At 60.9% G+C, this 20,272-nt stretch carries 20 protein-coding genes; 6 read left to right on the forward strand and 14 right to left on the reverse strand.

Features of this window, described 5'->3' with window-relative positions; all coding sequences use genetic code 11:
* The first annotated feature begins 55 nt into the window (after positions 1 to 55).
* The 3 genes from BUE92_RS17140 (at position 56) to BUE92_RS17150 (ending at position 983) form a co-directional block, all read left to right on the forward strand.
* The gene (locus BUE92_RS17140; RefSeq protein ID WP_073525173.1) at positions 56 to 331 is read left to right on the forward strand and encodes a hypothetical protein; all 276 of its coding nucleotides are present in this window, start codon (positions 56 to 58) and stop codon (positions 329 to 331) included.
* 110 nt (positions 332 to 441) lie between these two features.
* A complete protein-coding gene (locus tag BUE92_RS17145) occupies positions 442 to 672 on the forward strand; it encodes a hypothetical protein (protein ID WP_034125688.1) in 231 nt (76 codons plus the stop codon).
* Between the two features lie 68 nt (positions 673 to 740).
* Positions 741 to 983, forward strand: a complete 243-nt coding sequence (locus tag BUE92_RS17150) for a DUF2789 domain-containing protein (RefSeq protein WP_073525174.1) — start codon at positions 741 to 743, stop codon at positions 981 to 983.
* Here the strand turns inward: BUE92_RS17150 and BUE92_RS17155 are convergent, their stop codons facing one another.
* From BUE92_RS17155 to BUE92_RS17210, 13 genes are all read right to left on the reverse strand, one after another.
* Complete coding sequence (locus tag BUE92_RS17155; protein WP_003191664.1) at positions 984 to 1,187, reverse strand: hypothetical protein; 204 nt, start codon at positions 1,185 to 1,187, stop codon at positions 984 to 986. It abuts the gene before it with no gap.
* 157 nt (positions 1,188 to 1,344) lie between these two features.
* Complete coding sequence (locus BUE92_RS17160; protein WP_003191666.1) at positions 1,345 to 1,749, reverse strand: TraR/DksA family transcriptional regulator; 405 nt, start codon at positions 1,747 to 1,749, stop codon at positions 1,345 to 1,347.
* Between the two features lie 409 nt (positions 1,750 to 2,158).
* A complete protein-coding gene (locus BUE92_RS17165) occupies positions 2,159 to 3,181 on the reverse strand; it encodes an ABC transporter permease (RefSeq protein WP_073525176.1) in 1,023 nt (340 codons plus the stop codon).
* Between the two features lie 26 nt (positions 3,182 to 3,207).
* Positions 3,208 to 4,761: a sugar ABC transporter ATP-binding protein gene (locus BUE92_RS17170; RefSeq protein WP_034125691.1), complete on the reverse strand. Its 1,554-nt coding sequence runs from the start codon at positions 4,759 to 4,761 to the stop codon at positions 3,208 to 3,210.
* Between the two features lie 64 nt (positions 4,762 to 4,825).
* Complete coding sequence (locus tag BUE92_RS17175) at positions 4,826 to 5,761, reverse strand: sugar ABC transporter substrate-binding protein (protein WP_073525178.1); 936 nt, start codon at positions 5,759 to 5,761, stop codon at positions 4,826 to 4,828.
* 49 nt (positions 5,762 to 5,810) lie between these two features.
* A complete protein-coding gene (locus tag BUE92_RS28515) occupies positions 5,811 to 5,987 on the reverse strand; it encodes a hypothetical protein (protein WP_178380720.1) in 177 nt (58 codons plus the stop codon).
* Between the two features lie 126 nt (positions 5,988 to 6,113).
* Positions 6,114 to 7,142 (reverse strand): Gfo/Idh/MocA family protein, encoded by a 1,029-nt coding sequence (locus BUE92_RS17180; protein ID WP_073525180.1) that lies wholly within the window; start codon positions 7,140 to 7,142, stop codon positions 6,114 to 6,116.
* A 154-nt stretch (positions 7,143 to 7,296) separates the two neighbouring features.
* The gene (locus BUE92_RS17185; protein WP_073525181.1) at positions 7,297 to 8,307 is read right to left on the reverse strand and encodes a Gfo/Idh/MocA family protein; all 1,011 of its coding nucleotides are present in this window, start codon (positions 8,305 to 8,307) and stop codon (positions 7,297 to 7,299) included.
* 19 nt (positions 8,308 to 8,326) lie between these two features.
* Positions 8,327 to 10,258: a 3D-(3,5/4)-trihydroxycyclohexane-1,2-dione acylhydrolase (decyclizing) gene (gene iolD / locus BUE92_RS17190; RefSeq protein ID WP_073525182.1), complete on the reverse strand. Its 1,932-nt coding sequence runs from the start codon at positions 10,256 to 10,258 to the stop codon at positions 8,327 to 8,329.
* 149 nt (positions 10,259 to 10,407) lie between these two features.
* Positions 10,408 to 11,229 carry a TIM barrel protein gene (locus tag BUE92_RS17195; RefSeq protein ID WP_073525183.1) on the reverse strand — a complete coding sequence of 274 codons (822 nt, stop codon included), beginning with the start codon at positions 11,227 to 11,229 and terminating at the stop codon, positions 10,408 to 10,410.
* Positions 11,230 to 11,255: 26 nt separating this feature from the next.
* Positions 11,256 to 12,044, reverse strand: coding sequence for a 5-deoxy-glucuronate isomerase (iolB, locus tag BUE92_RS17200; RefSeq protein ID WP_073525184.1), 789 nt, complete (start codon positions 12,042 to 12,044; stop codon positions 11,256 to 11,258).
* 3 nt (positions 12,045 to 12,047) lie between these two features.
* Positions 12,048 to 12,935, reverse strand: a complete 888-nt coding sequence (gene iolE, locus BUE92_RS17205) for a myo-inosose-2 dehydratase (protein ID WP_073525185.1) — start codon at positions 12,933 to 12,935, stop codon at positions 12,048 to 12,050.
* 150 nt (positions 12,936 to 13,085) lie between these two features.
* Complete coding sequence (locus BUE92_RS17210) at positions 13,086 to 15,023, reverse strand: bifunctional 5-dehydro-2-deoxygluconokinase/5-dehydro-2-deoxyphosphogluconate aldolase (protein WP_073525187.1); 1,938 nt, start codon at positions 15,021 to 15,023, stop codon at positions 13,086 to 13,088.
* A gap of 284 nt (positions 15,024 to 15,307) precedes the next feature.
* Between BUE92_RS17210 and BUE92_RS17215 the strand changes: the two genes are divergently transcribed.
* The 3 genes from BUE92_RS17215 to BUE92_RS17225 all read left to right on the forward strand — a co-directional run bounded on the left by BUE92_RS17215 (position 15,308) and on the right by BUE92_RS17225 (position 18,530).
* Positions 15,308 to 16,216 carry a MurR/RpiR family transcriptional regulator gene (locus BUE92_RS17215; RefSeq protein ID WP_034125700.1) on the forward strand — a complete coding sequence of 303 codons (909 nt, stop codon included), beginning with the start codon at positions 15,308 to 15,310 and terminating at the stop codon, positions 16,214 to 16,216.
* Between the two features lie 261 nt (positions 16,217 to 16,477).
* Complete coding sequence (locus tag BUE92_RS17220) at positions 16,478 to 17,161, forward strand: response regulator transcription factor (RefSeq protein ID WP_003191687.1); 684 nt, start codon at positions 16,478 to 16,480, stop codon at positions 17,159 to 17,161.
* Entirely contained in the window at positions 17,139 to 18,530 is a 1,392-nt protein-coding gene (locus BUE92_RS17225; protein WP_073525190.1) for a sensor histidine kinase, read from the forward strand. The genes BUE92_RS17220 and BUE92_RS17225 overlap by 23 nt, the downstream gene beginning before the upstream one ends.
* A gap of 122 nt (positions 18,531 to 18,652) precedes the next feature.
* Here the strand turns inward: BUE92_RS17225 and BUE92_RS17230 are convergent, their stop codons facing one another.
* Positions 18,653 to 20,254 (reverse strand): L,D-transpeptidase family protein, encoded by a 1,602-nt coding sequence (locus BUE92_RS17230; protein WP_073525191.1) that lies wholly within the window; start codon positions 20,252 to 20,254, stop codon positions 18,653 to 18,655.
* Positions 20,255 to 20,272: the final 18 nt, after the last annotated feature.

The raw sequence follows: 20,272 nt of genomic DNA on the forward strand, positions 1-20,272 counted from the left end.
AAACCACCCGAAACACCGCAGACAAGCTAACAGGATCGATCGACAGGAGCTGAGCATGCAACGACGTCAACACGACGCTACGTCTTTCCACACTCGTTCACCATGTCCCGACGAACAACAATACTACTGCTTGCTGAGCCTGAATGGGTACTCCAATTCGGTGCTTTACCAAGTTGTACCCGCAGGGAAGAACTTTTTTCATATTCTTGAAGTGCCCAGCGGCAAGATCAAGGGGTTTCGCAGCGATCACATCAAAGCCTGTGAACTGGCCAAGTCCCTGGAAGCCAAGCTATACGCCTTATGCGGTGGAATCGTTTCGTCACCTGGATGACTTTACTGCGCCACAGTCCCTCAACAACTGCCATACTGGCCTGTCCATGGAAGTTTGCCCCCCGCGGGTCAGGTTTCATCAACGCAGTTACCTTGAAGGGAAAGCCATACGTGACAGAATTTGATATTGGCGAATTTATTATCCACGGTGATGCGAGGGAAGTAGACGGCGAGTTTCAAGCGGTCATCATCATGCGAGCCAAACCGCCGCTGAACAAGGTCACAGCACACCAGGTGGAAAAAGACCGCTGGTTCAAAACCGCCGACGCGGCAGCCGTCGCGGGCAAAGAGGCGGCCAAGGCGCTGAAAACCGCCGTGGATTGCGGCGCGCTCAATACCTGACAATCCGATAGAACTCTGGCGTGCCCTGCCCCTCACATGCATGACGATAAGCCCGCATGGAGAACGCTATGGACACCACCCCCCCTACCCTTGAAACCTTGTTCGAACAACTTGGGCTGGATTCCAGCCAGGAAGCCATCGAACGTTTCACCGCAGAACATCGCCTGCCCGATGACGTAAAACTCATCGACGCGCCATTCTGGAGCGAACAGCAGGCGAACTTCCTCAGGGAACAATTGCAGGTCGACGCAGAATGGGCCCCCGCAGTGGATGACCTCAACGCGCTGCTGCATGAGCCTCCTCGCGTTTGATCAATGCAGGCTGTCTGACGCTTCGCTGCGCAACAGCGCTTGCCAGGCAGCCTGGCACTCCTGCGCCTCGTCCCGGCTGGCGAATGCTGTGCCGCGCTGCTCACCGTTGAGCAACACCACCCAGCAAGCTCGCTGGCCCAGGGCACGCAGGGTTTCGGGTACGCCACTGCCGATCATTACGGCCACATCGACTTTGTTTTGCATGGAGCTTCTCCGCAGCATTAGTTAGCTGGCTAACAATGTTGGCCATGCTACGGCTTTATTCCAGTTGGAAAAAGCTATCCACGGAATAGCTTCATTGCATAAACAGCAACAATGCCGATCCAGGGCGGCCAGCTCGAGAGCCGCCCCCTTCACCGCATCAGGCTTGACGCTGGTGCTTGTCGATCTGCTCGTGGCGCTCTTGCGCTTCGATGCAGTACTTGGTGGTAGGGCTGATCAGCAGGCGCTTGAGGCCGATAGGTTCGCCGCTGTCGTCACACCAGCCAAAGGAATCTTCCTTGATGCGTTCCAGAGCACGCTCAAGTTGCGGCAGCATGCGCTGGTCGCGGTCAATTGCATTCACCAGCCAGGTGCGTTCTTCTTCGACGGAAGCCGCGTCAGCCGGGTCGGCCGGGGTATCCAGGCTTTCGATAGCGATACGGTTCTGCTCAATGCGCTCGTGGTGCTCCACCTTCATGTCTTGCAGCAACTTCTCGAAAAAAGCGTGCTGTTCGGCATTCATGTAGTCATCCGCCGGCATGGCCAGCAACTTTTCCTTTGTCATTGATTTCTCTATAAAAAAATACGTGCATTAAGGCGAATTAGGGAGCGTTCCGGCCGACCTCTGCAGGTCTCGGAAGGGCGCCATCCATTCCAAGCGCCACCCGGCACTCAATTTACGAGGGGCGGCAGTCTAAGGCCGACTTGAGGGCGCAGCAACTGAAAAGACAGGCATTTTTTCCCGATCAACCCCCAAAGGCACCAGGACGGGCTTGGCGAATGGTCATCGGAGTGCGTTTATAGCAAGAAATTCAGTGTTGTGGAGCTATATAGAAGACAAACGGTTGAAAGTGCCCCATCCCCCCTGTAGGAGCGAGCTTGCTCGCGAAGAACTCAAGGACACCGCGTTCAGTCAGAAAGCCCGCGTTATCTTTGCAGCTTTCGCGAGCAAGCTCGCTCCTACAGGGCAGAGCTCAGCGCTTGAGCTTGCGCTTGTTGCGATATTGGTCGATCACCACCGCCACCACGATGATCAGGCCCTTGATGATGTCCTGGATATACGCATCCACCCCGACAAAGGTAAACCCGCTGGCCATCACCCCGAGGATCAGCGCGCCGATCACCGTGCCGGTGATGCGCCCTACTCCACCGGCCAGGCTGGTACCGCCGATCACTGCGGCGGCAATCGCGTCCAGCTCGTAGGACATGCCCATGCCGGCCTGCCCCGTCGCTGCACGTGCCGAGGCCACCACGCCGGCCAGGCCCGCCAGGAGACCGGCGATGCTATAGACAATGATCAAGTGACGCTTGACGTTGATCCCAGAGGTACGCGCCGCCTGCATATTGCCGCCGATGGCATAGGTGTACTTGCCATACTTGGTGTAACGCAGGGCAATGTGGAAGATCACCGCCACCACCAGGAAGATAATCACCGGCATCGCGCCATGGCCGATCGCTGTGTAGGAGTCCGAGAGCATGCTCACCGGCTGGCCTTCGGTGTAATAGCGCGCCAGGCCACGGGCCGAGACCATCATGCCCAGGGTCGCGATAAACGGCGGGATGCCGGTGACCGCGATGATGCTGCCGTTGATCGCCCCCGCCAGCAGCCCCACACCCAAGCCCATCGCCACCGGGATCCACACCGGCAAGTCGGTGAGGGACGGAAACACCGCCCGGGAAAAGTCGGAGGTCTGCGCCAGGCTGGCGGCGATCATCGCTGACAAGGCCAGCACCGAGCCGGACGACAAGTCGATGCCCGTGGTGATGATCACCTGGGTCACACCGATGGCCAGCAGGCCGATGATCGACACCTGCAGGATCATCAGCACCAGGCGCTGGGAGTTCATCAGAAAGCTCTGGTCGCGCACGATCCAGCCGAACACTTCAAACACCAGGCCGATACCGATCAGCACCAGGAAGATACTCAGCTCGGTGGGCATGCGTCGACGGTTCTTGACCGGTGCGGTTGCCGGCTTGTTGTCTGTTATTGCGTTCATAACCCATCACCTTCTTATTCTGTAGATCAGTGGACTGCGGTCATCCCGGAAGCCAACTGCATGACTTTTTCCTGGGTCGCCTCGGCGCGATCCAGGGTGCCCATCAGTTCACCTTCGTGCATCACCATCACCCGGTCGCTCATGCCGAGCACTTCGGGCAGTTCGGAGGAAATCATGATCACCGCCATGCCTTCGCTGGCGAGGAAGGCGATCAAGCGATAGATCTCAGCCTTGGCGCCCACATCGATACCACGCGTCGGTTCATCCAGGATCAGCAAGCGTGGGTTGGTCATCAGCCAGCGCGCCAGCAAGGCCTTTTGCTGGTTACCGCCGGACAAGGTGTCGATGCATTGCTCCAGTGACGGGGTTTTCACCCGCAGTTTCTTGCACATGTCCTCACACAGGGCACGCAAGGCTTTCTGCTGGATAAAACCGTTGCCCGAATAGTGCGGCAACACCGCCATCTCCATGTTCTCCAGCACCGACAGGCACGGGAACAGGCCGCTGAGCTTGCGATCCTCGGTCAACAGCGCAAAGCCTTTCTCAATGGCCATATGCGGGTCGGTAATGCGCACCGCCTTGCCGTCCAGGGTGATTTGCCCGCTGGAGCTTGGGGTGATACCAAAAATGGTTTCCGCCACGTTAGTGCGCCCGGAGCCCATCAGCCCGGCGATACCGAGGATCTCCCCGGCGTGCAGGTCGAACGATACGTCCTTGAACACGCCGTCCAGGCTCAGGTCGCGCACCGACAACAACAGCTCGCCAATAGGCGTTTCGCGCACCGGGAACAGTTGGCTCAATTCGCGCCCGACCATCATCGAGATGAGGCTGTCGCTGTTCATGCTGTCGGCCCGTTGCAAGCCGATGTATTGGCCGTCGCGGAACACCGCCACTTCATCGGCGATGGCGAACACCTCGTTCATCTTGTGGGTGATATAGACGATACCTTTGCCCTGGGACTTGAGGTCGGCAATGATCGAAAACAGGTGGGCCACTTCCTTGTCGGTAATAGCCGAGGTGGGTTCATCCATGATCAGGATGTCGGAGTCGTAGGACACGGCCTTGGCAATCTCGACCATCTGCCGTTCGGCAATGCTCAGGTTGCCGACCTGTTCTTCCGGGTCGAGGTTGATGCGCAGGCGCGCCAGCAACTCGGCGGTGCAGCGATGCATTTCGCGGTGGTTGACCATGTGCAGGCTGTTGAGCTGTTCGCGGCCGATCCAGATGTTCTCGGCGATGCTCATATGGGGCATCAGGTTGAGTTCCTGGTGGATCATCGCAATCCCGGCCTTCTGCGCGGCCAGCGGCGTTTCAAAGGTGATCGGCTTGCCACGCAGGCGAATTTCGCCGGCGTCAGGCTGGTAGATGCCGGCGATGATCTTCATCAGCGTCGACTTGCCCGCACCGTTCTCGCCCATCAACGCCAGCACCGTGCCGGGACGCACCCGCAGTTGCACATCGTCCAGGGCCACGACACCGGGAAAGCCTTTGCTGATGTTGAGGATTTCCAGCAGGTAGGGTTCGTCCAGCGCCAGCGCCGGATGGGCGGCGGGCTGAGACGTGGCGGCTTGAGCAAGCATAGGGAGGTACTCCATCTGCAGGGCGGCCGTGACCGCCCTGCCAGCTTTTGTTGTTATGTTGGGGCTACTTGAAGTCTTTGACGTTGTCCGGGGTGATCAACTGGAACGGGATCACCACGTTCTGCTCGACCGGCTCCTTCTTGGCCATCTTGCGCGCTGCCTCCACCGAACCTACCGCCTGGCCCTTGGCGTCCTGGAAGGCCGATACGGTCATGTCGCCCTTGGTGATCGCGTTCAAGCCATCGGGCGTGCCGTCGACACCGGCAATCAACACGCTGCCTTTTTCCTTGCCGGCCGATCTCAGGGCCATGGACGCACCGATTGCCATCTCATCGTTGTTGGCCAGCACCGCATTGAACTCCCGGCCCTGGGTCAGCCAGTCGTTGACCAGGGTCATGCCCCTGTCACGCAACCAGATTCCGGTTTGTTCCTGCTCGATCTTGATGTCCGGGTACTTGGCCAGCACTTCCTTCACGCCCTTGGTGCGGTTGGTGGTGGAGTTGTTCGCCAGGTCACCCAGCAGGATGACGACCTTGCCCTTGCCGCCGAGTTTTTCGGCGATGTATTGCATTTGCAGGCGGCCGGCCTCGACATCATCGGAGGTCACGGCCACCACGTCCTTGGGCAAGTCTTTCTGGTCGGGGCGGCGATTGACGAACACCAGCGGAATGCCCGCCTTGGTGGCGGCACTGATGATGTTCTTGGTCGACGCAGTATCGACCGGGTTGACGATAATCGCGTCGACCTTCTGGCTGATGAAGTTCTCGACCTGGCTCAACTGCTTGACCACATCAGCGCGGGCATCTTCGAACTGCAGTTGCACGCCATCACCTTTTGGATAGGACTTGGCTTGCTTGTCCATGTCCTCGCGCAGGTAGGTGAGGAAGGTGTCATCGAACGCGGACATCGTCACGCCCACCTTGAGATCGGCGGCAGCCGCAACGCCACTGGCCAGCAGCATGGACAAGGCCAGGGCGGTAAAACGGATCGGGGTCTTCATGAACGGTCTGTCTCCACTTTCTTGTTGGTTTTTTTTGACGTTGCGTTGATCAGGACTCGGTTGTCAGTCGCACCACCGGCGCGCCTGGAATGCAGCAGACCAGCGCGCCCTGGTTTTCGACGCACAGCACATTCAGGAAGGAGAAGTAGAACGGCCGGGCGCGGGGCAGTCCGCGTGGCGCTTGGAGGGGGCGTAAAACTCGCAGTACAGCGTTGAAGATTTTCATCTGACGGTACCTGGTTGTTTTTGATCTTGTTTTTGTTGAGTCGCCCGTAGGGTCCGGGACGTACTTTATGCAACCTGGAAAAGACTGTATTAGAAAATAATTTCCATATCAACCTGTTTTAGAATTTTATTCTATTTTTGTCGAAACCACCTGCTGGCGCTCAGCGCTCAGGCGTGCAGCGTCCAATATACGGGTGGTTTCCAGGGCGTCATAGGCGCTGACCGGCAGCGGCCCCTGCCCCACCACGGCGGCGTGCAACTCGCGATAGAACTGGGTCCAGCAGCCCTTCTCCGACGGCACCCGCTCACGCTCCGGCCCTTGTTCAAACCAGCCCCAGCGTCGATGCTCCTCAGCGCCCCAGTGTTCACCTTCGGTTTTCGGTGACTTGCCGGCCAGCAGCGCTTCTTCCTGGCCGTCCAGGCCGTCGACGGTGTAGCAACCCAGGCTGCCACTGACGCGAAATCGCGGTGCCTGGCTGTTCTGCAACGCGTTGCCCCACAGGTGCGAAATCACGCCGTTGGCATGGGTGAGGGAGACAAAGAAGCCGTGGTCCACGGTGGGATGTTCAGGGGTGTAGTGCAATTGGGCGAATACCCGCTCCACCGGGCCGAACAGTTGCAACGCCTGGTCCACCAGATGGCTGCCCAGGTCGCGCAGCCACCCGCCGCCGCTGGCATTGCCCACGGCCTGCGGGCTGTAGCGCTCCACGCGGGACTCAAAGCGGGTGATGGTGCCCAGGGCGCCGGCGTCGATCAGTTTGCGCAAGGTCAGGTAATCCGAGTCCCAGCGCCGATTCTGGTAGACGCTGAGCAGCGAGCCCTGGCGCTCGGCAGCGGTAATCAGGGCCTGGGCTTGTTCGGCGTTGGCGGCAAAGGGTTTGTCGCTGACCACCGCCACCCCATGCTCGATGGCTTCCAGCACCAGGGCCGGGCGACCTTTGAGGGTGGTGGAAATCACCAGGGCATCGACGCCGGCTTCGACGATCTGGCCGATGGAGTCGAAGGCTTTGACACCGGGAAGATCAGTACTCAATTGCTGGCGACGTTCGGGTGAACGCGTCACCACGCCGACAAAGGTGGCGCCAGGCAGGGTGGCTATCAGCGGGGCATGAAAAAAACGCCCGCCGTGGCCGTAGCCCACTAGTCCGATTCGCATGCTCAACTCCTTATATGAAGTGCAAATTCATTCCAAATGTGGGAGCGGGCTTGCTCGCGAATGCGGTGTATCAGCTAAGGCATTTGTATCTGATACACCGCATTCGCGAGCAAGCCCGCTCCCACACAGATTGCATTTCAATGTTGGATAGTGGTTAGCCGTAGAAGCGCGGGCGATCCGGCAAGCTCACCTGCACAATCTGCCCGCTGCCCTGGGCTTCAATACATGCATCCGCCGCCACCGCCGCCGCAAACCCATCCCAGGCCGACGGCCCGCCGACCTGCCCGGCCAGCACGCTGTCGATAAACGCCTGCAACTCCACGTCATAGGCATCGATAAACCGATCCTTCCAATCCATCAGGATCGCGTTGGACAGCTTCGCGTCGCTGCGCAGTTGCACCTGGGACGGCTCCGGCAACCTGGCGATACCGCTCTCCCCCACCACTTCGCACTGGATGTCGTAGCCGTATTGGCAGTTCACAAACACTTCCACGTCGATACGCGTGCCTTTGGCGGTCTCCAGCAGCACGATCTGCGGGTCGCGCAGGTGCGCCAGCGCCTTGCTGGTCTTGCGCGGGAAAACCACCTGCACGGACACGTAGTCGTCATCGAGCAGCCAACGCAGCACGTCCAGCTCATGGATCAGGGTGTCGGTGATCGCCATGCCGGTGTTGTAGTTCTCGCCCACCGTGGGGTTTCGGTGCGCGCAGTGCAGCATTAACGGCTCGCCGATCTGGCCGCTGTCGATCACCGCCTTGAGGGCACGATAGCCTTGGTCGTACGGGCGCATGAAACCCACTTGGACCAGGCGCTTACCGTGGGCTACCTCGGCCTCGACAATGTTGCGGCAGCCCTCGGCCGTCACCGCCAGGGGTTTCTCACAAAACACCGGTTTGCCGGCGGCAATCGCGGCCAGCACAAACTCTTCGTGGCTCGGCCCCCAGGACGTCACCAGTACCGCTTCGACCTCTGGCGCGTTGATCAACGCATGGCCGTCCGGGTACACCTCGGCGTCGAGCTTCAAGTCCGCCACCACCTGGGCCGCCTGCTCAAGGTTGATGTCGGTGACGGCCACTACCTGGCTGTTGAGCAAGGCCTGGCTGCAACGACGAATATGGTCCCGGCCAATGGCGCCCGTACCAATCACTCCAAGCTTCAAAGACATGCAAACACTCCTCTTGTTGTTAGTACTGCCGGGCCTTCGCCAGGTGTTCATTGAGTTTTTTTGCCGCTGCATTCGTGCGTTCACTGGTGGACACCTGCGCCACCCCCACCCGCCACCACGACAGGTAGCCGTGGATCATGGTCTTGGGCAGAACCTTGATATCGATCAGCGTGGAGACGGTTTGCGTACGTGCATCGGCCAACGCCGCTTCCAGCTGTTCCAGCGTGCTGACCTTGTAGGTCTTGCAGCCATAGGCCGCCGCACTCATGGCGAAATCCACCGGCACCAGGCCGCCGTCGAGCTTGCCGCTCTCGGGGTTGCGGTAGCGAAACTCGGTGCCGAAGCTGTCCATGCCGTTGCCGATCTGCAGGTTGTTGATGCAACCGAACGCCATGTTGTCCAACAGCACCACGTTGATCTTGCGGCGCTCCTGGATCGAGGTGGCCAGCTCCGAGTGCAGCATCATGTAGGAGCCATCGCCGACCAGGGCGTACACCTCCTTGCTCGGCTCGGCCAGCTTCACGCCCAGGGCGGCGTTGATCTCGTAGCCCATGCATGAATAGCCATACTCGACGTGGTAGGTGTTGACGCCTTTGCTGCGCCAGGCGCGCTGCAAATCGCCAGGCAGGCTGCCGGCGGCGGCGACGATGATTGCGTCATCGGCCAGGCGGGCATTGAGCACGCCGAGCACCGCGCTTTGGGTCAGGCACGAACCGGTCAACTCGATAAATTCGCGCAGGACTGCACGGTCCAGGTGGTCGTCGACTTCGGGGACAAACTCATCGCCCTGGTATTGAACCTGGTGCACGCGATCGACTTCGGCGTCGAGTTGCGCCTTGGCGTCGGCGATCTGCTCGCCCCAGCCCGAACGGTAATCGCCCAGGGCATCGGCCAGCGCTTGCAGCGCAACTTTGGCATCTGCCAGCACTTGCACGCCGTCCAGTTTCAAGGCATCGCAGGGGCTGATATTGAGGTTGAGAAACTTCACCTCGGGGTGCTTGAACAGCGATTTTGACGAGGTGGTGAAGTCGGTATAACGGGTGCCGATACCGATGATCAAATCGGCCTCGGGCGCCAGCAGGTTGGCCGCCAGGCAGCCGGTTTCGCCGATGCCGCCGACGTTCAGCGGATGGCTGGACACCACGGCGCTCTTGCCCGCCTGGGTTTCCGCGAAAGGAATATCGAAACGCTCGGCAAAGGCTTGCAGTGCCTGGTTGGCGCCGGAGTATTTGACCCCGCCGCCGCAAATGATCAGCGGCTTGCGCTTGCCGCGAAACGCAGCCAGAGCGTCTTCGAGCATGGCGCGGGTGGCCGGGCGTCGGTCGATGCGGTGCACGCGCTTTTGCAGGAAGTAATCGGGGTAGTCCCAGGCTTCGGCTTGTACATCCTGAGGCAAGGCCAGGGTCACCGCCCCGGTTTCGGCCGGGTCGGTCAGCACGCGCATGGCATGGATCGCCGCGGTCATCAGTTGCTCGGGGCGGTTGATGCGGTCCCAGTATTTGCTCACGGAGCGGAAGGCGTCGTTGGTGCTGATGCTCAGGTCGTGGAACTGCTCGATCTGCTGCAATACCGGGTCGGGCTGACGGCTGGCATAGACATCGCCGGGCAACAACAGCAGCGGGATGCGGTTGGCGGTGGCGGTGGCTGCGGCGGTGAGCATATTGGCCGCGCCCGGCCCGACCGAGGCCGTGCATGCGTAGATCTTGCGGCGCAGGTGCTGCTTGGCAAACCCGATGGCGGCGTGGGCCATGCCTTGCTCATTGCGGCCCTGATGCACCACCAGGTCGCCGCTGTCCTGCTCCAGGGCCTGGCCGAGGCCCAACACATTGCCATGCCCGAAAATAGTGAAGACCCCGGCGACAAACTTGCTCTGTACGCCGTCGACTTCGATGTATTGGTTGTCCAGGAACTTCACCAGGGCCTGGGCCATGGTCAATCTTGTTGTGGTCATGTTCGCACCTTGTATGAATGCAAATCTGTCGATCAGCGGCTATCCAATGTGGGAGCGGGCTTGCTCGCGAATGCGGTGTGCCAGTCACCTGATTCATTTACTGGCCCGCCGCATTCGCGAGCAAGCCCGCTCCCACAGGTTGGCCGGTGTCAGGTTCGGGGCTTTTGCAGATACGCCATGCTGCTGCCCAACGCCTGCCGGATATCCACCAACCCGTGCACGCTTTCGGCAAACGGTTCGAACGACAGATAGCCGCTGTAGCCGGTGCTCAGCAAGGTGTCGATCTGCGCCGCATTACCGAGGATATCGTCCTCGCCCACCAGCACGCGGTGGCCGTCGCGGATCGAGTCCAGCGGCGCATCGCGGTCTTCCACCCCGGAGATGTGCACCAGCCCGGTCAGTTCCGGGAAGAACTCATGCTCGCCAGCCAGGTGATGGTGAAAGGTGTCGTGCACCACACGAAACACATCCAGGCCACCGATGGCCTTGATTGCATCCACTGCCACGCGCTTGCGGCGCAGGGCGGATACGGTGAAGCCCAAGGGTTCGATGAAACCGAGAATCCCGTACTCGCGCAGGATCAAAGCCAGCTCGCTCAACGCCGTGCGCAAACCGGCGGCGCGCTGCGCGTCGTTGCGCGTATCGCCAGGCTGATTGAACGGGCACATCACCAGCCCCTGGGCCCCGCACTCACGGGCGTAGGTGGCCAGTTCGATTGCCTGGGCACGGCGTTCGTCGTTCCATACATCAAAGGGGTACAGCGCGTTGATCGACAGCACCTTGATGCCCTGCGCTGCGCACAACTCACGCACGCGGCTGGCGGGTGTGCCGTATTCGATTTCACGGTTCTTGAGGTCGTTGCGGATCTCAATGGCCTCGCAGTTGAGAGCCGCCGCCAACTGGATGAAATCCGGCAAGGACAGGTTGGGGGCGACCATGCGGTTAAGGGCAAAACGTAGCGGCGACTTCATTATTCTTGTTCTCCGTCCAACACCGTTTACAGGTCCAGCAGCCAGCTGTGCTGCGGGTCGTTATGGAAATGCCAGGCACGCTTGGGGCCGGCCATCACGTTCAGGTAATAAGACTCGTAGCCGTACGGTACGCTGACCGGGTGATAGCCCTTGGGCACCACCACCAGGTCACTGTTTTCCACGGCCATCGCCTGGTCGATACTGCGGTCGTCGGTGTACACGCGCTGGAACACGAAGCCCTGGGGCGGGTTGATCTGGTGGTAGTAGGTCTCTTCCAGGAAGCTCTGGTGCGGCAGGTCGTCGGTGTCGTGCTTGTGCGGCGGATAGCTGGAGGAATGCCCCGACGGCGTGCGCACTTCCACCACCAGCAGCGAATGAGCCGGCTCGCTGTCGGGCAGGATGTCGCACACGTAGCGGGTATTGGCGCCTTTGCCGCGCACACTGCGCTTGCACTGTTCCGGACGGATCAGGCGCGGGGCGAACCCCTCGGCGCCCGGGGCGGCGCAGACAGCGATCTGCACATCGCTCAAGGCGCTGACCTGCGCATCGGTACCGGGCGGAAGGTAGGCGGCGAACGGCGATTTGTCTTCGAACACCGACTGGCGATTACCGAGGTTCTGCCAACTGAAGCCCTGGCCTTCGATCGTCACCCGACCGCTGAGCAACACCAGGCACAGCTCCTGATCACCGGCGCTGACCGGCAGGGTTTCGCCCAGGCTCAGGCGGTAGGCGGCAAAACCCACGTATTCCAGGCGCCCGGCTTCCAACGCCACCATGGTTTGCCCGCGTTTGCTGCTTTTGACCAACAAGCTCATCACTCAAGTCCTCTGGTTGAGAAGCGCACGCAGGGTGTCGTAACCCTTCTTCGCGTAGATATAGCTGGGCGCCACGGCCGGGTCCTGCTCGGCTTCTACCACCAGCCAGCCCTTGTAGTTCGCCGCGATCAACACATCCAGCAACGGTGCGAAGTCGATATCACCATCGCCGGGCACGGTAAAGGTGCCGTTGACGATGCAGTCCGGGAAGCTCCACATCTGGTTGCGCGCCAGTTGCACCACGGGTTTGCGTACGTCCTTGAAATGCACATGGCAGACGCGGTCGATATGCTTGCGCAGCACCTCGATAGGTTCGCCGCCGCCCATGTAGCAGTGGCCCGAATCGAACAGCAAGCCGACTTCCGGGCCCGTGCGTTTCATCAACTGGTCGATGTCTTCGGGGGATTCGACGTACGCGCCCATATGGTGGTGATAGGCCAGGCGCACGCCCCGGGACAAGGTGAAGCGCGCCAGTTCGGTGAGCTTGTCGGCGTAATCCTGCCAGGCCTGTTCACTGTGAAAACGCGGGCGCTCGATCAGGCGGATGCGCGACCCCTGGATCGAGTCGGCCACTTCGCCGTATACCAGCACCGAGGCGCCGTTGTATTTGAGCAGTTCGACATGGGCGGCAATCGCCTCGATTTCTTCTTCCACCGAACGGCGGGCCAGACGGCTGGAGTACCAACCGGACACCAGCGCCAGGTCATAGGGACGCAGCACGTCAGCGACGCCCTTGGCATCCTTGGGGAATTTGCCGTTGAGTTCAAAACCTTCGTAGCCGATGTCCTTGCCTTCGCTCAGGGCCGTGCTCAGCGGGGTCTCACCGCCGAGGGCCGGGAGATCGTCGTTGCTCCAGGAGATCGGGTTGATGCCAATTCGGATTGCGGGCATGGCTGCACCTTTTATTATTCAAGTCGCTTTTCAACTGTAGGAGCGAGCTTGCTCGCGAAAAACTCCCAGGCACCGCGTTTATTCAGGAAGCACGCGTTATCGTTGACGTTTTTCGCGAGCAAGCTCGCTCCTACAGGTATCGGTCATGCATCAGGTTCGGGCGTTGAGCCAGGCATTGATGAGTTGTTCGAACGTCGCCTGTACCTGCTGGATCAGCGTTTGATCGTCAATTTCCCCTGCCATCCATGCCCGGCTCGGCTCGTGGAAGATCGTGCGGCCCACGGCAAACCCACGGCAGGTGCTGCTCTGGCTGGCTTGCTTGAAGCCATCGGCGAGAAACTCGGGGGAAGCATTCAGGCCCAGCAACACCACGCCACGGCAGTAGGGGTCGCGTTCCTGAATCAGTTCGTCGAGCTTTTTCCAGTCTTCGGCCGACTGGGTTTCGATCTTCCACCAGGCCGGGTAAATGCCCAGGTTGTACAGGCGCTTGAGGCTGCGGTAGAGCACATCCGGGTAAGTGGACGGGTGATCCTTGGGTGGGATGACTTCCAGCAGTAGTTCGTGGCCACTGACCAGCGACGCCTCGTACACCGCCTTGAGTTGCGCTTCCTGTTCCAGGCGCAGCATCGGCTCGTCATCGGGGTGAAACTGCACCAGGCACTTGATGATGTGTTCCTGGGGCCAGGCAATCAGGTTGCTGCCGATCGAACGCCCGTGCTCGAACGCCAGGGGCCGCGAGTTCTGCACTTCCACCGGGCGGGCGATCCACCAGCCGCGACCGCTGGCGGCGTTGAGCGCATCCTGGCCAAAGCGTTGGTCGGCGAGCAGGCCCACATCCGCCTCGACGCCCTGCTCGCTGAGTTTGCGCTCCACGCGTTCGATGGCCTGGATAAACAACTGCTTGATGTCGCTGATACGCTCAGGGGCCTGGCCGCCTTTTTGCGCCAGTTCCACCAATTGCCAGCGGTGGTCGAAGGCAAACACGAACAGTTGCTTCCAGGCCTTGCGCGGCACCGTGACACGGTGCAGGCGTTGCAGGGTCACGTCCTGGTCGGGACGGGTGATGGGCACGGGGCTGTTGAACAGGTAATCGAGTTCGGCGGGTGTCGGCATCGCTGGCGCACAGGCGTGGCGCGATACCACCAGGCCGCCACAGGCATTGGCCAACTGGCTGCAACGCTCATCGCTGGCGTCATTGATCCAGCCGCTGAGAAAGCCCGACATAAAGGCATCACCGGCGCCCAGCACGTTGAGCACTTCAACCCGCACGCCAGGATAGATCGCCCCGTCTTCCAGGCGCGCTGGAATCGCGCCGTGGATCACCGTGCAGCCCTGGGGGCCGAGCTTGACCACCAAGGTTGCCGGGGTGAGTTCACGCACGGTGCGCAGGGCCGTGAGCAGGTCTTCACTGCCGCCGGCAATCAGGAATTCCTCTTCGGTGCCGACGATCAGGTCGAAATGCGGCAGGATCTTCTGCACATGCTGGCTGACATTCTGGTCGGCGACGAAACGGGTTTCACCATCGGCCTTGCCTGCCAGGCCCCACAACACGGGGCGATAATCGATGTCCAGCACGCGCTTGACGTTGTGCTTGGCCGCGTAATCCAGGGCCTGGAGGCTGGCTTTGTACACGCCGTCGGTGGAGAAATGCGTACCGGTGATCAACAGCGCTTTGCTGGAGGCAATGAAGGTTTCGCTGATGTCTTCGGCGCGCAGGGCCATGTCGGCGCAGTTCTCGCGGTAGAACACCAGGGGGAAGGTTTCGCGGTCCTTGAGGCCCAGCAGCACCAGGGCGGTGAGGCGCTCCGGGTCGACCTTGATGCCGCTGACATCACAGCCTTCGCGGGCCAGGGATTCCACTAGGAAACGGCCCATGTGGTCATCGCCGACCCGGCTCAGCATCGCCGACTTGAGCCCAAGCCTGGCCGTGCCGAAAGCGATATTGGCGGAAGAACCGCCCAGATACTTGGCGAAGCTGGACACATCCTCAAGCCGCGCACCGACTTGCTGCGCATAAAGATCGACGCCCAGGCGCCCGAGGCAAATCAGATCCAATTGACGCCCACTGGCAAAACGAGTCTGGCCCATGCTGGCTCCTGTTATTTTTATCAGCCTGCGTTGTGCCGCCGTGGCGACGGCAAACGCTCTTGGTGGGAGCAGACTAGAACGTCCAGCGGCAGCAATCAATATTTATTCCATAATTATTTTTAGTGGAATATTTTTTCCAATACCTCAGGATAGTGGCACGCCAGCGCCCATGCATCGTTTCAGCAGGCCACGCGGGCCGTGATGCCGGGGTATTTTTTTGCGCCTACCCTGTAGACTTGCGCCACCTATCAGCGCATCAGACGAACACGCCAGAAGGATTGCCCATGTCCCGCACCGATCCCGAGACCACCCTGGAAGAAACTATCGCCAGCCCTCCGATCAATGCCGAACGCCTGTTGCAGCTGATCACCGACGAATACGAGAGCCTGCCGCGCCAGCTCAAGCGCATCGCCAGCTACATGAGCCAGCAGAGCGACCGGATCATGGTCGACCGCATCAGCGACATTGCCCGCGAATGCGAAGTGCACCCCTCGGCCATCGTGCGGTTTTCCCAGCGCTTTGGCTTCAGTGGGTTCAGTGAGATGCAGGCGCTGTTTCGCGAGGCGTATACCCACAAGACCACGCCGGTGCAGAACTACCAACAGCGCATCCGCAGCATGATCGCCAACAAGTCCCAGAAGGCCAGCGGCGGCGACCTGGCGCGCGAGTGCGTCAACGCCACCCTGTCGGGCATCGAACGCCTGGGGCTGGAGCTGGACGATGCGGCTTTCGAGAAAGCCGTGGACCTGGTGGTCAATGCCGACAACATCTACGTGGTCGGTGTGCGCCGCTCCTTTGCGGTGGCCGACTACCTGGTCTACAACCTGCAGCACACCAACAAGCGCATCCACCTGATCTCGGGGCTAGGCGGCAGTTACCGCGAACAGATGCGCAGCGTACGCGCCAACGACCTGGTGATTGCCATCAGCTTTACGCCCTACGGCAAAGAGACCCAGCACTGCCTGCGCATCGCGCAGCATCACCAGGCCAAGACGCTGATCATCACCGACAGCAACCTGTCGCCCCTGGCCAAGCGGGCGAATGCGGTGCTGTTGGTCAATGAAGGGTCCTCGTTTGCCTTCCGCTCGTTGAGCGCCACCCTGTGCCTGTGCCAGGCGTTGTTCATTGCGGTGGCGTACCGGTTGGAATTGAAGGTCGATGAGATTCATGAGCAGGTGGGGTTTGACGACTGACAACGCGTGCCCTCCCCCTGCCCCCTGTAGGAGCGAGCTTGCTCGCGAAAAACGCGAGAACGCCGCGGCCATTCTGAATGAACGCGGCGCCCAGACGCTTTTCGCGAGCAAACTCGCTCCTACAGTTAGTGCATGAAAATCGCTATCAGGATGATCACCGGAATCGGCACGCCAGGAAGATGAAGTTTTATTTAGGAAACATTCAGCAACTTCTTGGCAAAATGTCGCCACTTCTAGTGTGAACGCTCACCAGGTAATCCTATGACCCGCATTTTGACCATCGAGGATGACGCCGTAACGGCCCGCGAGATTGTCGCCGAGCTGAGTAGCCATGGACTGGACGTAGATTGGGTGGACAACGGCCGCGAGGGCCTGGTCCGGGCCGTGAGTGGCGATTACGACCTGATCACCCTCGACCGCATGCTGCCCGAACTGGATGGCCTGGCCATCGTCACCACGTTGCGCACCATTGGGGTGTCTACGCCGATCCTGATGATCAGCGCCCTCTCCGATGTCGACGAGCGCGTACGCGGCCTGCGTGCTGGCGGGGATGACTACCTGACCAAGCCGTTCGCCTCGGATGAAATGGCCGCCCGGGTCGAGGTGCTGCTGCGGCGTAAAAGCACGGTCCAGGAATTCGAAACCGCCCTGCGCGTGGCCGACCTGGAACTGAACCTGATCAGCCGCGAAGCCAGCCGCGCCGATCAGCCGCTGACCCTGCTGCCCACTGAATACAAACTGCTTGAATTCCTGATGCGCAACACCGGGCAGATCCTGTCGCGGATGATGATTTTCGAGGAAGTCTGGGGCTATCACTTCGACCCCGGCACCAACCTGATCGACGTGCACATTGGGCGTCTGCGCAAGAAAATCGACCCACCGGGCCTCACGCCGCTGATCCGCACGGTACGAGGCTCGGGCTATGTCATTGCTGAACCCCTCTAAAGGCTGGCGCTCTTCCAGCAGCCGGTTGCTGGCGCTGTACAGTTCGTTGTTCGTGGCGTGGAGTTGCATCCTCATGGGGGTGCTGTACTACGAGGTCTCAGGCTACCTCAGCGACTTGTCGCGCCATTCCCTGCTGCAGCGCCAGCATCTTTTCCAGCGTTTCGACGGCGAAGAGCTGGTGGAAGCGCTTACCACCAGCATGACCTTCGACATGAAGGGCGTGGACGCCTATGGCCTGTTCGATGAGCAATTTCGCCCCTTGAGCGGGCCGATCCGTGCCGTACCACCCGACCTGCCGCTGGATGGCAAGATCCACGCCCTGACCAATTGCGTGCAATCCGATGACCCCAAATTGCCCAAGGACAGCTGCGACGCCGTGGCCACCCACACCGAAGACGGTCGCTGGCTGGTATTGGTACGCGCCAACGGCTCGTTGTTCGGGGTAACGCGGATCATCTGGCACGCCCTGCTGTGGGCGCTGTCCTTGACCATCATTCCTGGCGCTGCCGGCTGGCACCTGCTGCGCCGTCGCCCGTTGCGGCGCATTCGCGGGATCCAGGCCAGCGCCGAGGCCATCGTCGCCGGCGACCTCACGCACCGGTTGCCGCTGTCCAACCGGCGCGACGAGCTGGACATGCTCGCCGCCATCGTCAATGCCATGCTCGACCGCATCGAAAAACTGATGAACGAGGTCAAGGGCGTATGCGACAACATCGCCCACGACCTGCGCACCCCGCTCACCCGCTTGCGCGCCCAGCTTTACCGCATCAAGCAACAAGCCGAGGAAGACTCGGCCCACGCGGTAAAGCTCGATGACGCCATCGCCGAAACCGACACGCTGATGGCGCGTTTTCGCGGGCTGCTGCGCATCTCGGAGCTGGAAGACCACCAGCGCCGTTCTGGCTTCCTGGTGATGGACCCGCTGCCGTTGCTGCGCGAGCTGCATGATTTTTATCTGCCCCTGGCCGAAGAAGGCGAACTGGAGCTGGTGTTACAGGCGCCTGATTCACTGCCGTGGATTACCGGTGACCGTGCGCTGTTATTCGAGGCCCTGGCCAACCTGCTGAGTAATTCGATCAAGTTCACCCCACCCGAGGGCAAGGTGATCCTGCGGGCAGTCAACGACCTGGGCAGTACGCGCATCGAAGTGCTCGACTCCGGGCCGGGCATTCCGGCTGCCGAGCGCGCGTCGGTGTTCCAGCGTTTCTATCGGGTCGATGAGAGTGATCAGCAAGGCGGCTTTGGGCTGGGCCTGTCGATTGTGGCGGCGATCATCAATTTGCATGGCTTCAAGCTGGAGGTCGGCACCAGTGAGTTGGGCGGCGCCCGCCTGGTGCTGGAATGCCGCCAGCAACTGATGCCGGAATAGAACGCAGGAGCGAGCTTGCTCGCGAAAAACTCACGGGCACCGCGTTTATTCAGGAAGCACGCGTTATCGTTGACGTTTTCGCGAGCAAGCTCGCTCCTACATTCGTATCAAGCCATCTGGCTCTATAACACGCTGCCCATGGCCTTGATCAACACCGGGTCACGCGCATAAATATCCGGCGCGTATACCAGCTCGCCCTGGCGATCCACCTCTACCGTCCAATACCCCAACAGCACCGGTACCGGCGTGGCGAGCCTGAATTCATGGGTTTCGCCGGTCGCCAGCAGCTCGTCGGTGCGGGTGCGTTCGGCGGGCGTTACCAGCAGGTCGCGTAATAACAACGGTTGTTCGACCCGTACGCACCCCGAGCTGAACGCTCTCGGGCCCTTGGTGAACAACGGCTGGCTGGGGGTGTCGTGCAGGTACACCGAATACGGGTTGGGGAAACGCATCACGATCTTGCCCAGCGGGTTACGCGGACCGGCCTGTTGACGCAGCAGGATATTGCCGGGGCGTGCCCAGTCGACTTGGTCGGGAGTCAACGGGTGACCTTCGGCGTCGAGCACTTGCAGGTTTTGCTGGCGCAGGTAGTCAGGGTTGAGGCGGATGGCGGGCAGCTTGTCCTCGCGCATGATGGTCGGCGGGATGGTCCAGGTGGGGTTGAGGGTCAGCCGGGTGATGCGCGACTTGAGCAACGGTGTCTGGCGTTCGGCACGGCCCACTTGCAGGCGGGTTTGCCACACCGGGATACCGCTCTGGTACACGCTCAGTTGCGCGGCGGCCACATTGACCACGACGCCTTCAGGCTCCAGGTCCTGGGCCAGCCAGCGGAAGCGCTCCAGGTTGATGCGCAGTTGCTCACGACGCATCGCCGGGCTGATATTCAGTTCGGCCACGGTGCCGGCGCCGATCACGCCGTCAGCTTGCAACGAGTGGCTGAGCTGGAAGGCTTTCACCGCCTTGACCAGTTCGCCCTGGTATTGCTTGCCATTGCCGCTGGGCAACTGGGCCAGGTAGCCGCCGCTGTGCAGGCGCCGCGCCAGTTCCGGCACGCGAGGGTCGTTCATCCCCGGGCGCAACAAGGGGCCACCGGCGACCGGGTCCCAATGGGGCAGCGGTTGCTGGCGCACGCCGGCATAGGCATTGCGCAGGCTGCGGTACAAATCGGCACTGGGGCGGGCCTGATCGAACGCTTGAGCCATGTCTTGCAGGCCGGTGGCGGCGAACGCCAGTACCTCGGCGTTAGGATCGCCACTGGGCGGCTGTGAATGCCATAGAGGCTCAAAACGCGATTGCTGCAGGCGCCCGTAATGCAAATCCTGCAGGGCTTGCAGGTACTGCTGGCTGTTGGCGATATCGCTGCACAGCACGTTGGCCGTGGCATCCGCCGTGGGCAAGCTATAGTGGGTGGGGTCCAGGCCATCGTCGGCAAGCATCAGCAACTGGCTGTGCAAGGCTTGCCGGCGTTCGTCAGCCGACCATAGCGGGGCATCGCCCTGCTGCTGGTAAAAGGCTTGCAGGCGCACCAACGCGGCGGCATCGATACGCGGCGCAAGGTGCGGGCAGACACTGGTCAACTGCGCCAATGCCTGTTGCAGTGGCGCCAGCGCGACCGGTGCAGGGGTGGTGACTGGCAATGGCTCCACCGGCAGCGTTTCGGCTGTAGCGACCAATGGTGCAACGAGCAGGCAAATGCTCAAGTAACATGCGTGTTTTTTGAACAATTGACTTAGCTCCACTCC

The organism is Pseudomonas fluorescens (assembly GCF_001902145.1).
GTDB lineage: Bacteria > Pseudomonadota > Gammaproteobacteria > Pseudomonadales > Pseudomonadaceae > Aquipseudomonas > Aquipseudomonas fluorescens_BV.

Coding starts and splice junctions, on each gene's coding strand:
- BUE92_RS17215 (WP_034125700.1), top strand. CDS start 15,308: ATGTCCCGCACCGATCCCGAGACCACCCTGGAAGAAACTATCGCCAGC.
- BUE92_RS17160 (WP_003191666.1), bottom strand. CDS start 1,749: ATGACAAAGGAAAAGTTGCTGGCCATGCCGGCGGATGACTACATGAAT.
- BUE92_RS17225 (WP_073525190.1), top strand. CDS start 17,139: ATGTCATTGCTGAACCCCTCTAAAGGCTGGCGCTCTTCCAGCAGCCGG.
- BUE92_RS17220 (WP_003191687.1), top strand. CDS start 16,478: ATGACCCGCATTTTGACCATCGAGGATGACGCCGTAACGGCCCGCGAG.
- BUE92_RS17180 (WP_073525180.1), bottom strand. CDS start 7,142: ATGCGAATCGGACTAGTGGGCTACGGCCACGGCGGGCGTTTTTTTCAT.
- iolE (WP_073525185.1), bottom strand. CDS start 12,935: ATGCCCGCAATCCGAATTGGCATCAACCCGATCTCCTGGAGCAACGAC.
- BUE92_RS17165 (WP_073525176.1), bottom strand. CDS start 3,181: ATGAACGCAATAACAGACAACAAGCCGGCAACCGCACCGGTCAAGAAC.
- BUE92_RS17185 (WP_073525181.1), bottom strand. CDS start 8,307: ATGTCTTTGAAGCTTGGAGTGATTGGTACGGGCGCCATTGGCCGGGAC.
- BUE92_RS17195 (WP_073525183.1), bottom strand. CDS start 11,229: ATGAAGTCGCCGCTACGTTTTGCCCTTAACCGCATGGTCGCCCCCAAC.
- iolD (WP_073525182.1), bottom strand. CDS start 10,258: ATGACCACAACAAGATTGACCATGGCCCAGGCCCTGGTGAAGTTCCTG.
- BUE92_RS17175 (WP_073525178.1), bottom strand. CDS start 5,761: ATGAAGACCCCGATCCGTTTTACCGCCCTGGCCTTGTCCATGCTGCTG.
- iolB (WP_073525184.1), bottom strand. CDS start 12,044: ATGAGCTTGTTGGTCAAAAGCAGCAAACGCGGGCAAACCATGGTGGCG.
- BUE92_RS17170 (WP_034125691.1), bottom strand. CDS start 4,761: ATGCTTGCTCAAGCCGCCACGTCTCAGCCCGCCGCCCATCCGGCGCTG.
- BUE92_RS17155 (WP_003191664.1), bottom strand. CDS start 1,187: ATGCAAAACAAAGTCGATGTGGCCGTAATGATCGGCAGTGGCGTACCC.
- BUE92_RS17210 (WP_073525187.1), bottom strand. CDS start 15,023: ATGGGCCAGACTCGTTTTGCCAGTGGGCGTCAATTGGATCTGATTTGC.
- BUE92_RS17140 (WP_073525173.1), top strand. CDS start 56: ATGCAACGACGTCAACACGACGCTACGTCTTTCCACACTCGTTCACCA.
- BUE92_RS17150 (WP_073525174.1), top strand. CDS start 741: ATGGACACCACCCCCCCTACCCTTGAAACCTTGTTCGAACAACTTGGG.
- BUE92_RS28515 (WP_178380720.1), bottom strand. CDS start 5,987: ATGAAAATCTTCAACGCTGTACTGCGAGTTTTACGCCCCCTCCAAGCG.